Origin of the sequence: Arthrobacter sp. AFG7.2 (assembly GCF_002892835.1) — a bacterium.
In the GTDB taxonomy this organism is placed as follows: domain Bacteria; phylum Actinomycetota; class Actinomycetes; order Actinomycetales; family Micrococcaceae; genus Arthrobacter.
Genome location: NZ_PJMB01000001.1, coordinates 518,613 through 530,499, shown reverse-complemented (window position 1 = coordinate 530,499; position 11,887 = coordinate 518,613). Strand labels below are relative to the sequence as shown.

At 62.3% G+C, this 11,887-nt stretch carries 9 protein-coding genes; 8 read left to right on the top strand and 1 reads right to left on the bottom strand.

What is annotated here, in order from left to right; translation table 11 throughout:
* The 6 genes from CXX84_RS02485 to CXX84_RS19400 all read left to right on the top strand — a co-directional run bounded on the left by CXX84_RS02485 (position 1) and on the right by CXX84_RS19400 (position 9,039).
* A complete protein-coding gene (locus CXX84_RS02485; RefSeq protein WP_102975115.1) occupies positions 1-3,900 on the top strand; it encodes a DNA-directed RNA polymerase subunit beta' in 3,900 nt (1,299 codons plus the stop codon).
* A gap of 430 nt (positions 3,901-4,330) precedes the next feature.
* A complete protein-coding gene (gene rpsL / locus CXX84_RS02480; protein WP_009358312.1) occupies positions 4,331-4,705 on the top strand; it encodes a 30S ribosomal protein S12 in 375 nt (124 codons plus the stop codon).
* Between the two features lies 1 nt (position 4,706).
* Positions 4,707-5,177, top strand: coding sequence for a 30S ribosomal protein S7 (rpsG, locus tag CXX84_RS02475; RefSeq protein ID WP_026531948.1), 471 nt, complete (start codon positions 4,707-4,709; stop codon positions 5,175-5,177).
* A gap of 69 nt (positions 5,178-5,246) precedes the next feature.
* Positions 5,247-7,361 carry an elongation factor G gene (fusA, locus tag CXX84_RS02470; protein WP_102975114.1) on the top strand — a complete coding sequence of 705 codons (2,115 nt, stop codon included), beginning with the start codon at positions 5,247-5,249 and terminating at the stop codon, positions 7,359-7,361.
* Between the two features lie 260 nt (positions 7,362-7,621).
* Positions 7,622-8,812, top strand: a complete 1,191-nt coding sequence (tuf, locus tag CXX84_RS02465) for an elongation factor Tu (protein WP_003803827.1) — start codon at positions 7,622-7,624, stop codon at positions 8,810-8,812.
* A 101-nt stretch (positions 8,813-8,913) separates the two neighbouring features.
* Complete coding sequence (locus tag CXX84_RS19400) at positions 8,914-9,039, top strand: hypothetical protein (RefSeq protein ID WP_262982116.1); 126 nt, start codon at positions 8,914-8,916, stop codon at positions 9,037-9,039.
* Between the two features lie 23 nt (positions 9,040-9,062).
* Here the strand turns inward: CXX84_RS19400 and CXX84_RS02460 are convergent, their stop codons facing one another.
* Positions 9,063-10,514, bottom strand: coding sequence for a GH1 family beta-glucosidase (locus CXX84_RS02460; RefSeq protein WP_102975113.1), 1,452 nt, complete (start codon positions 10,512-10,514; stop codon positions 9,063-9,065).
* 395 nt (positions 10,515-10,909) lie between these two features.
* Between CXX84_RS02460 and rpsJ the strand changes: the two genes are divergently transcribed.
* Positions 10,910-11,218, top strand: coding sequence for a 30S ribosomal protein S10 (gene rpsJ / locus CXX84_RS02455; protein ID WP_003803825.1), 309 nt, complete (start codon positions 10,910-10,912; stop codon positions 11,216-11,218).
* A gap of 17 nt (positions 11,219-11,235) precedes the next feature.
* Complete coding sequence (rplC, locus tag CXX84_RS02450; RefSeq protein ID WP_102975112.1) at positions 11,236-11,886, top strand: 50S ribosomal protein L3; 651 nt, start codon at positions 11,236-11,238, stop codon at positions 11,884-11,886.
* Position 11,887 lies beyond the last annotated feature (1 nt).

Below are 11,887 nucleotides of genomic sequence, written 5' to 3'. Positions count from 1 at the left end.
ATGTCCAGCGAATCCTCCTTCGGCCTCATGCAGATCGGCCTCGCCACCGCGGAAGACATCCGCGGCTGGTCTTACGGCGAGGTTAAGAAGCCGGAAACCATCAACTACCGCACGCTCAAGCCCGAGAAGGACGGCCTCTTCTGCGAGAAGATCTTCGGCCCGTCCCGGGACTGGGAATGCTACTGCGGCAAGTACAAGCGCGTGCGCTTCAAGGGCATCATCTGTGAGCGTTGTGGCGTTGAAGTCACCCGCGCAAAGGTCCGCCGCGAACGCATGGGCCACATCGAGCTTGCCGCTCCCGTAACGCACATCTGGTACTTCAAGGGTGTTCCCTCCCGTTTGGGCTACCTCCTTGACCTGGCACCGAAGGACCTCGAAAAGGTCATCTACTTCGCTGCCTACATGATCACCAGCGTGGACGAAGCCGCCCGCCACGAGGAACTGCCCAACCTGCAGGTTGAGCACGACATCGAGAAGAAGCAGCTGATCGACAACCGCGACTCCGACATCGCGGCGATCGCCCGCGACCTCGAAGGCGAAATTGCCCGCCTTGAGGGCGAAGGCGCAAAGGCTGCCGACAAGAAGAAGGCACGCGACTCCGCCGACCGCCAGATGGCCAACGTGCGCAAGCGCGCCGACGCCGACATTGAGCGCCTCGAGCAGGTCTGGGACCGCTTCAAGAACCTCAAGGTCGCCGACCTCGAAGGTGACGAAGGCCTGTACCGCGAGCTGCGCGACCGCTACGGCATGTACTTCGAAGGCTCCATGGGTGCCGAAGCCATCAAGAAGCGCCTTGAAAGCTTCGACATGCAGGCTGAGTCTGACCTGCTGCGCGACATCATTGCCAACGGCAAGGGCCAGCGCAAGACCCGTGCCCTCAAGCGCCTGAAGGTGGTCAACGCGTTCCTGACCACCAACAACAGCCCGCTTGGCATGGTCCTCGACGCCGTCCCGGTGATCCCGCCGGAACTGCGCCCCATGGTCCAGCTGGACGGTGGCCGTTTCGCGACCTCCGACCTCAACGACCTGTACCGCCGCGTGATCAACCGCAACAACCGCCTCAAGCGCCTGCTTGACCTCGGTGCCCCGGAGATCATCGTCAACAACGAGAAGCGCATGCTTCAGGAAGCCGTTGACAGCCTCTTCGACAACGGCCGCCGCGGCCGTCCGGTCACCGGACCGGGCAACCGTCCGCTGAAGTCCCTGAGCGACATGCTCAAGGGCAAGCAGGGCCGTTTCCGCCAGAACCTCCTCGGCAAGCGCGTCGACTACTCCGGCCGTTCGGTCATCGTCGTCGGCCCGCAGCTGAAGCTGCACCAGTGCGGCCTGCCCAAGCAGATGGCCCTGGAGCTCTTCAAGCCGTTCGTGATGAAGCGCCTGGTTGACCTCAACCACGCCCAGAACATCAAGTCGGCAAAGCGCATGGTTGAGCGTTACCGTCCGCAGGTCTGGGACGTGCTGGAAGAGATCATCACCGAACACCCGGTGCTGCTCAACCGTGCACCCACCCTGCACCGCCTCGGCATCCAGGCATTCGAGCCGCAGCTTGTTGAAGGCAAGGCAATCCAGCTCCACCCGCTGGTTTGTGGCGCCTTCAACGCTGACTTCGACGGCGACCAGATGGCAGTCCACCTGCCGCTGAGCCCCGAAGCGCAGGCTGAAGCCCGCATCCTGATGCTGTCCTCGAACAACATCCTGAAGCCCTCTGACGGACGTCCGGTCACCCTGCCTTCGCAGGATATGATCATCGGCCTCTACCACCTGACCACCAAGCGCAAGGGCTCAGCCGGCGAAGGACGCATCTTCGGTTCGGTGTCGGAAGCCATCATGGCGTTCGACGCCCGCGACCTGCACCTGAACTCGCAGGTCAAGATCCGCCTCGAAGGCTTCGTGCCGTACGCGGGCTGGGAAGCTCCGGAAGGCTGGGAGCCGGGTCAGCCCGCACTCGTCCAGACTTCACTGGGCCAGGTCCTCTTCAACGAGACCCTGCCCGAGGACTACCCCTGGGTTGAGGCTGTTGCCGACAAGGGCGAACTGTCCCGCATCGTCAACGACCTCGCCGAGCGCTACCCGAAGGTGGTCACCGCGGCAACGCTGGACAACCTGAAGGATGCCGGTTTCTACTGGGCCACCCGTTCAGGCGTCACCGTTGCCATCTCCGACATCGAGGTTCCCGCCGCCAAGCCGGCAATCCTCGCGGGTTACGAGGAGCGGGCTGCCAAGATCCAGGGACAGTACGACAAGGGCCTGATCGACGACGACGAGCGTCGCCAGGAACTGATCGAGATCTGGAACAAGGCAACCAACGAAATCGCCCAGGCGATGCGTGACAGCCTGTCCCCGATGAACACCATTAACCGCATGGTGTCCTCCGGTGCACGTGGTAACTGGATGCAGGTCCGCCAGATCGCGGGTATCCGTGGTCTTGTGGCCAACCCGAAGGGTGAAATTATTCCCCGTCCGATCAAGTCCTCCTACCGTGAGGGCCTGTCGGTTCTGGAATACTTCATCGCCACCCACGGTGCCCGTAAGGGCCTGGCTGACACCGCTCTGCGTACGGCCAACTCGGGTTACCTGACCCGTCGCCTGGTGGACGTCTCCCAGGACGTCATCGTCCGCGAAGAGGACTGCGGCACCGAGCGTGGCCTGGTCACGCCCATCGCCGTCGCCGATTCCAACGGTGAGCTGGTCCTGGACGAGAACGTCGAGAACAGCGCCTACGCACGTACGCTTGCTGTCGACGTCGTGGACTCCGAGGGCAAGGTCCTCGCGGCCGCAGGCACCGACTGCGGCGACGTGGTGATTGCTGAACTGTTCGCAGCCGGCATCACCGAGGTCAAGGTCCGCTCCGTACTCACCTGTGAGTCCAGCGTCGGAACCTGCGCACTGTGCTACGGCCGTTCGCTGGCCACCGGCAAGACCGTGGACATCGGCGAGGCTGTGGGCATTATCGCCGCGCAGTCCATCGGTGAGCCCGGTACCCAGCTGACCATGCGTACGTTCCACACCGGTGGTGCTGTCTCGGCCAGCGGTGGCGACGACATCACCCAGGGTCTGCCCCGTATCCAGGAGCTCTTCGAAGCCCGTACTCCGAAGGGTGTTGCACCGATTGCTGAAGCAGCCGGCCGCATCACCATCGAAGAGTCCGAGCGCCAGATGCGCCTGGTCATCACCCCGGATGATGGAACCGAAGAGATCGCCTACCCGGTCCTGCGCCGTTCACGCCTGCTGATCGAGGATGGCGACCACGTCACCGTCGGCCAGAAGCTGATCAACGGACCGGTGGATCCCAAGCAGGTCCTGCGCATCATGGGTCCGCGTGCGGCACAGAAGTTCCTGGTGGACGAAGTCCAGGGCGTGTACCGCAGCCAGGGCATCGGTATCCACGACAAGCACGTCGAGGTTATCGTCCGCCAGATGCTGCGCCGCGTCACGGTCATCGAGTCCGGCGAATCGGACCTGCTGCCCGGCGAGCTCGCCGAGCGCAGCCGCTTCGAGGATGCCAACCGCCGTGTTGTGTCCGAGGGCAAGACTCCGGCTTCCGGACGTCCTGAGCTCATGGGTATCACCAAGGCGTCACTGGCCACCGAGTCCTGGCTGTCCGCAGCTTCCTTCCAGGAGACCACCCGCGTCCTGACGCAGGCGGCCATGGAAGGCAAGAGCGATCCGCTGCTTGGCCTCAAGGAGAACGTCATCATCGGTAAGCTGATCCCGGCCGGCACGGGTCTCCCGCGCTACACCGAGGTCACTGTGGAGCCCACTGAAGAAGCAAAGGCCAACCTGTTCACCGGCCCCAGCGCATTCAGTGACTTCTCGTACGACACCCTGGGTGGGGACGGAGCTCCCGAGTTCCACGCCATCCCGCTGGATGACTACGACCTGGGCAACGACTTCCGGTAACCACCGGCTGTCTTAGCCGGAAGGCCCCGTCTCCGTCCGCCGTCACAGGCAGGGCAGGGCGGGGCCTTCCCGTTTCCCCGCGCACCGCCCAAAGGGTAGGGGAGCGCGGCCCGGATTAAGGGCTGGGCACCGTCCGTGCTAGACTTGTTACCAATTGTTATTGTGGCAGTGGATGAGTGCGCCGGTTCAGCTGAAAAGCGGAACCAGAGCGACGTTTCCGGTTTGCAGGGTTCTTGTGCAACGTATGCCACATTTTTGCATGCCTAGGGACCATTGAAGACGCGAGTCGGGTCATTCCCTGCGTATGCGATCCGACTATTAAGGCTTCGCCTTCGCCGTCTTGGAGATCTTCTTCAAGGCCCAGGCGGCGGGGCAACGCAAAGGAGAGTGGCTGGAAGCGGCCACTCCGGATAAAACGGAGAACACGAGAGTGCCTACGATTAACCAGCTGGTCCGCAAGGGCCGCACGCCTAAGGTCTCAAAGACCAAGGCCCCCGCGCTTAAGGGCAGCCCGATGCGCCGCGGTGTTTGCACCCGCGTTTACACCACCACCCCGAAGAAGCCGAACTCGGCTCTGCGTAAGGTGGCACGTGTGCGCCTCAACGGCGGCGTTGAAGTAACCGCCTACATCCCCGGTGTGGGACACAACCTGCAGGAGCACTCCATTGTGCTCGTCCGCGGTGGTCGTGTGAAGGACCTCCCGGGTGTCCGCTACAAGATCGTCCGTGGCGCCCTCGATACCCAGGGTGTCAAGAACCGTAAGCAGGCCCGCAGCCGCTACGGCGCAAAGATGGAGAAGAAGTAATATGCCTCGCAAGGGTCCGGCCCCCAAGCGGCCGCTCGTACTAGATCCCGTTTACGGCTCCCCGCTGGTTACCCAGCTCATCAACAAGGTGCTGGTTGACGGCAAGAAGTCCACGGCAGAGCGCATCGTCTACGGTGCCCTCGAAGGCGCACGCGCCAAGTCCGGCGGCGACCCCGTAGCAGCCCTCAAGAAGGCCATGGACAACGTCAAGCCTTCCCTCGAGGTCCGCTCACGCCGCGTCGGCGGCGCCACCTACCAGGTTCCGGTTGAGGTCAAGCCGGGCCGCTCCACCGCACTCGCCCTGCGCTGGCTGGTTGGCTACTCCAAGGCCCGCCGCGAAAAGACGATGACCGAGCGCCTCCAGAACGAAATCCTGGATGCCTCCAACGGTCTCGGTGCCGCTGTGAAGCGTCGCGAAGACACCCACAAGATGGCCGAGTCCAACAAGGCCTTCGCACACTACCGCTGGTAATACTCCCCGGACGCCGCCGGCTCAACCGAGCCGGCGGCGAACGCGTAGTCCATCCCAAAAGGAGACCCCGTGGCACAGGACGTGCTTACCGACCTTAGTAAGGTCCGCAACATCGGCATCATGGCCCACATTGATGCCGGCAAGACCACCACCACCGAGCGCATCCTGTTCTACACGGGTGTGAACCACAAGATCGGCGAAACGCACGACGGCGCTTCGACCACCGACTGGATGGAACAGGAAAAGGAACGCGGCATTACCATCACGTCTGCCGCCGTGACCTGCTTCTGGGAAAACAACCAGATCAACATCATCGACACCCCCGGCCACGTTGACTTCACCGTTGAGGTTGAGCGCTCCCTGCGCGTCCTCGACGGCGCCGTTGCCGTCTTCGATGGCAAGGAAGGCGTTGAGCCGCAGTCTGAGACCGTTTGGCGCCAGGCTGACAAGTACAACGTTCCCCGCATCTGCTTCGTCAACAAGATGGACAAGCTCGGTGCTGACTTCTACTTCACCGTAGACACGATCATCAGCCGCCTCGGCGCCAAGCCGCTGGTCATGCAGCTGCCGATCGGTGCCGAGAACGACTTCATCGGCGTTGTCGACCTGCTTTACATGCGTGCACTGGTATGGCCGGGCGACGCCAAGGGCGATGTGACCATGGGTGCGAAGTACGAGATCCGCGAGATCCCCGCTGACCTCCAGGAAAAGGCCGAGGAGTACCGCGCGAACCTCGTTGAGACCGTCGCTGAGTCCTCCGAGGAACTCATGGAGAAGTACCTCGAGGGTGAAGAGATCTCCATCGACGAGCTCAAGGCCGGCATCCGCAAGATGACCATCAACTCTGAGCTCTACCCGATCTTCTGCGGTTCCGCCTTCAAGAACCGTGGCGTTCAGCCCATGCTCGATGCAGTCGTGGACTACCTGCCGAACCCGCTCGACGTCCCCCCGATGGTCGGCCACGACCCTCGCGACGAAGAGAAGGAACTCACCCGCAAGCCGTCCTCTGAAGAGCCCTTCTCAGCACTGGCCTTCAAGATTGCTGCACACCCCTTCTTCGGCCAGCTGACCTTCATCCGCGTGTACTCCGGCCACGTTGAAGCAGGCGCCCAGGTGGTCAACTCCACCAAGGGCAAGAAGGAGCGCATCGGCAAGCTCTTCCAGATGCACGCCAACAAGGAAATGCCCGTCGAGGGCGCTACCGCCGGCCACATCTACGCAGCCATCGGTCTGAAGGACACCACCACGGGCGACACCCTGTGCGACTCCGCCAACCAGATCGTCCTCGAGTCCATGAGCTTCCCGGAGCCCGTGATCTCGGTTGCCATCGAGCCCAACACCAAGGGTGACCAGGAGAAGCTCTCCACGGCCATCCAGAAGCTCTCCGCTGAGGACCCCACCTTCCAGGTGTCCCTCAACGAAGACACCGGTCAGACCATCATCGCCGGCATGGGCGAGCTCCACCTGGACATCCTGGTGGACCGCATGCGCCGCGAGTTCAAGGTCGAGGCCAACGTGGGCAAGCCCCAGGTCGCCTACCGCGAAACCATCAAGCGCGCCGTCGAACGCCACGACTACACGCACAAGAAGCAGACCGGTGGTTCGGGCCAGTTCGCAAAGATCCAGATTGCGATCGAGCCGCTGGACACTGCCGAGGGCGAGCTGTACGAGTTCGAGAACAAGGTCACCGGTGGCCGCGTTCCCCGCGAGTACATCCCGTCGGTTGACGCTGGTATCCAGGATGCGCTGAACGACGGCGTCCTGGCCGGTTACCCGGTTGTCGGCATCAAGGCGACGCTGGTTGACGGCGCTTACCACGATGTTGACTCCTCGGAAATGGCGTTCAAGATCGCCGGCCGTATGGCTTTCAAGGAAGCTGCACGCAAGGCGAACCCTGTCCTGCTTGAACCGCTGATGGATGTCGAGGTCCGCACCCCTGAGGAATACATGGGTGAAGTTATCGGTGACCTCAACTCCCGCCGTGGCCAGATGCAGTCCATGGAAGATGCACAGGGCGTCAAGGTTATCCGTGCGCACGTTCCGCTGTCCGGCATGTTCGGCTACATCGGTGACCTGCGCTCGAAGACCCAGGGCCGTGCTGTGTACTCCATGACCTTCAACAGCTACGCCGAGGTCCCGAAGGCAGTTGCCGACGAGATCATCCAGAAGACCCGCGGCGAATAGTCCCCGGACTCTCGCAGCGAATAACCTCGGTTGCGCTTCCCGGTTCCGGGACGCACAGCCGGTGCAGGTGGCCGGGCCGGCCGGATCCATCCGGTCAAGCCGGTTTCGGCCATCTGCACGAACAGGCTCGAGGGACTAGTATTAGTTCCTGAATCTGCAATTTCACCAATCCAAAGCCCCCCAAGTAGACTTGCCTGAGTTTCTGCCGCGACAAGCGCGGTTGAAGGGTAAGTCATTTGAAAACGTTCTAGGAGGAACCTGTGGCAAAGGCAAAGTTCGAGCGGACTAAGCCGCACGTTAACATCGGCACCATTGGTCACGTTGACCACGGTAAGACGACGTTGACGGCCGCCATTTCCAAGGTGCTGTACGACAAGTACCCGACTCTCAACGAGAAGCGTGACTTCGCCTCGATTGACTCTGCTCCCGAAGAGCGTCAGCGCGGCATTACCATCAACATCTCGCACGTTGAGTACCAGACCGAGAAGCGCCACTACGCACACGTAGACGCCCCCGGTCACGCCGACTACATCAAGAACATGATCACCGGTGCTGCCCAGATGGACGGCGCTATCCTCGTGGTCGCCGCTACTGACGGCCCCATGGCTCAGACCCGCGAGCACGTTCTGCTCGCCCGCCAGGTTGGCGTTCCCTACCTGCTGGTTGCGCTGAACAAGGCCGACATGGTTGACGATGAGGAACTGCTGGACCTCGTTGAAATGGAAGTTCGTGAGCTCCTGAGCTCGCAGGGCTTCGATGGCGACGAAGCACCCGTTGTTCGCGTTTCCGGCCTCAAGGCCCTGGAAGGCGATCCCGAGTGGGTCAAGTCCGTCGAGGACCTGATGGCCGCAGTCGACGAGTCCGTTCCGGACCCCGTACGTGACCGCGACAAGCCGTTCCTCATGCCGATCGAGGACGTCTTCACCATCACCGGTCGTGGCACCGTTGTTACGGGCCGCGCCGAGCGTGGAACCCTCGCCATCAACTCCGAGGTCGAGATCGTTGGCATCCGCCCGGTCCAAAAGACCACGGTTACCGGTATCGAGATGTTCCACAAGCAGCTCGACGAAGCATGGGCCGGCGAGAACTGTGGCCTCCTGCTCCGCGGTCTCAAGCGCGACGATGTCGAGCGTGGCCAGGTTGTCGTCAAGCCGGGTTCCATCACCCCGCACACCGACTTCGAGGCCAACGTCTACATCCTCTCCAAGGACGAAGGCGGACGTCACAACCCGTTCTACTCCAACTACCGCCCGCAGTTCTACTTCCGTACCACGGACGTAACCGGCGTCATCACCCTGCCTGAGGGCACGGAAATGGTTATGCCCGGCGACAACACTGAGATGACCGTTGCGCTCATCCAGCCGATCGCAATGGAAGAAGGCCTCGGCTTCGCAATCCGCGAAGGCGGCCGCACCGTTGGTTCAGGACGCGTTACCAAGATCATCAAGTAATTCTTGTTGAACTGAAGAACAGCCCCGCTGCTACTGCAGCGGGGCTGTTCTTTTTGGTTAACGCACCCCTGATACTGTTGCTGGACCGAAAGGAGTTCATCATGGGCTGGCTTATTTTCCTGATCGTCGCTGTTGCCGTCGTGGCCGGGGTGTTCTGGGCAAAGAGACACTTCCGCCACGAGATCGATCGTGCCAAGCGGATCAACAGGGCAAATAAAAACCCGTAGTCAACGGCCACGTCGCGGCTGGCTCAGGAAGAACGCGCCTGGCTTTCTCCCTGGTTCCGTGCACGGCTCAGCGCCTGGTACCAGTAAAAGGACTGCTTCGGGGTGCGCGCCAGCGTCTTGAAGTCCACATGCACCAGGCCGAAGCGCTGTGAATACCCTGCTGCCCATTCGAAGTTGTCCATCAAGGTCCAGACGTAGTACCCGCGCAGGTCCACCCCCTCAGCGATCCCGCCGGGAGTGGTGGCATCAAGGGCCGCCCCCAAATGGCTGGCCAGGTACTTCACCCGCTCCTCGTCCTGCAAGGTTCCGGAAACAGTATCCGGCTCCGGGAAACTCGCGCCTCCCTCTGTGATGTACACCGGCGGGAGGACTTCGCCGTAGCGGTCGTGAAGTTCCTTCAGCAGCACGCCCAAGTGCTCGGGAGCAACCGGCCAGCCGAACCCGGTGCTGCTGTACTCCGGATAGCCGACTTCGTGGAAGGGCAGCCGTGCCACGGCTTTATGTACGTCCGCCGGAATCGAGGCCGCCCCGCGGCCCAGCGCAACCTTCACGGGGAAGTAGTAGTTGAGCCCGTAGAAGTCCAGCGGCTGATGGATGGTGCGCAGGTCGGCGTCGGAAATCCTCCCGATGGAGCGGAGCCACGGCCCGGCATACAGGGGAAGTGCAGGGTAGCGGCCCAGCAGGACCGGATCAGCATAAATCCGGTTCATGAGAAGGTCATAGAGATGGGCCACCATCCGGTCGCCAATTTTGCGGCTTGCCGGCCGGATGGGGGCATGCAGGTTGGTGACCCCGATGCTCCCGGTCACGCCGGCCGCACGCAGGGCTTGCGCGCCCAGGCCGTGCGCGAGCAGTTGGTGGTGGATGGACGGGAGGGCGTCGAACATCAGCGCATGGCCGGGGGCATGGACGCCCAGGGCGTAGCCGTTGAGGGTTACCGAGACCGGTTCGTTGAGCGTGACCCACTGTGCCACCCGGTCGCCAAACCGCTCGCCCGCGGCGCTGGCGTATTCGCCAAAGCGCTCGGCTGTCTCGCGGTTCAGCCAGCCGCCCCGGTGCTCCAGGGGCAGCGGCGTATCCCAGTGGTAGAGCGTGGCCATGGGGGAGACACCGGCAGCAAGCAGTTGATCGAGGAGCCGGTCGTAGAATTCGAGGCCCTCTCTATTGAACGCGCCCCGGCCGTCAGGTTGGATACGCGGCCACGACAGCGAAAACCTGTAGGAGTCAACCCCGAGTTCCTGGAGCAGCGCGACATCCTCCGGCAGCCTGTTGTAGTGGTCGCAGGCCACGGCGGGGGAGTGCCCGTCGATGATGGTGCCGGGCTTCTCGGCAAAAGCGTCCCAGCCGGAGGGCCCGCGGCCGCCGTCGGATAAAGCGCCTTCGATTTGGAAAGCCGCGGCGGCGACGCCCAAGGTGAACGACGGCGGCATGCGGCCGGCCAGCTCAGTGGCCGATTCTGTGCTTTCCAGGGTCATGTCCCTATCATCCTTGCGGAACGGACCGGGGGCAATGGCCCTGCCGGGGACGCCGGGACGGACAGCGGGATGGGGGTCGATTCGCTTCTGGCGCCAAATTCCGGCATACTAGATGAGTTGTTCAAGCGCTTCTTCGTGTCCCGATCCGGATAATGCCGGGTGTCAGGGTCCAAGTGGAAGACCAAACATAACCCACTCCCTATGGATAACGGATTTGTCTGCGTGCAAAGCGCGACACGCCCGACCGCGGGGGTCGGTTGCGTCGGCAAGGTGAGGAACCCGGATCATCCGGATTCAGTTTGTGCGGCGGGTGGTAGTTACGACTTCAAATGCTTCGGCAGCCATACAACACGTAAGTAAACAGAGCAGCATTTACTGAAAGAGAGTCAGGCGACATGGCGGGACAAAAAATCCGCATCCGGCTGAAGTCATACGACCACGAGGTCATTGACGTTTCAGCACGGAAGATCGTTGAGACGGTCACGCGCGCAGGCGCAACGGTAGTGGGCCCCGTGCCGCTGCCTACGGAGAAGAACGTGTACTGCGTTATCCGCTCTCCGCACAAGTACAAGGACAGCCGCGAGCACTTCGAAATGCGCACGCACAAGCGTCTTATCGACATCATCGATCCCACGCCGAAGGCTGTTGACTCGCTTATGCGTCTCGACCTGCCGGCTGACGTGAACATCGAAATCAAGCTGTAGGGAGGTGCTGAGAGACTATGACCGCAACCCGTAACGTAAAGGGCCTGCTGGGCACGAAGCTCGGCATGACCCAGGTCTGGGACGAGAACAACAAGCTCATCCCTGTCACTGTGGTCCAGGCAGATTCGAACGTCATCACCCAGCTGCGCAACGCGGAAGCTGATGGCTACGTCGCCGTTCAGATCGGCTACGGCCAGATCGATCCCCGCAAGGTCACCAAGCCGCTGGCTGGTCACTTTGACAAGGCAGGCGTCACGCCTCGCCGCCACGTCGTCGAACTCCGTACCGCAGATGCTGCTGAGTACGAGCTGGGCCAGGAGCTCTCGGTAGAGGTCTTCGAAGCCGGCCAGAAGATCGACGTTATCGGCACCACCAAGGGTAAGGGCTTCGCCGGTGTTATGAAGCGTCACGGCTTCCACGGCGTTGGAGCTTCCCACGGTGCCCACAAGAACCACCGTAAGCCCGGTTCAATCGGTGGCGCATCCACCCCGAGCCGCGTCTTCAAGGGCATGAAAATGGCCGGCCGCATGGGCGCCGTTCGTCACACCACGCTGAACCTCACGGTCCACGCGGTTGACGTCGAGAAGTCGCTGCTCCTTATCAAGGGTGCCGTTCCCGGCGCCCGCGGCCAGGTCGTACTCGTACGCACCGCCGTGAAGGGAGCCTAGT

Coding starts and splice junctions, on each gene's coding strand:
- rpsJ (WP_003803825.1), top strand. CDS start 10,910: ATGGCGGGACAAAAAATCCGCATCCGGCTGAAGTCATACGACCACGAG.
- rpsG (WP_026531948.1), top strand. CDS start 4,707: ATGCCTCGCAAGGGTCCGGCCCCCAAGCGGCCGCTCGTACTAGATCCC.
- CXX84_RS19400 (WP_262982116.1), top strand. CDS start 8,914: ATGGGCTGGCTTATTTTCCTGATCGTCGCTGTTGCCGTCGTGGCCGGG.
- rplC (WP_102975112.1), top strand. CDS start 11,236: ATGACCGCAACCCGTAACGTAAAGGGCCTGCTGGGCACGAAGCTCGGC.
- CXX84_RS02460 (WP_102975113.1), bottom strand. CDS start 10,514: ATGACCCTGGAAAGCACAGAATCGGCCACTGAGCTGGCCGGCCGCATG.
- CXX84_RS02485 (WP_102975115.1), top strand. CDS start 1: ATGTCCAGCGAATCCTCCTTCGGCCTCATGCAGATCGGCCTCGCCACC.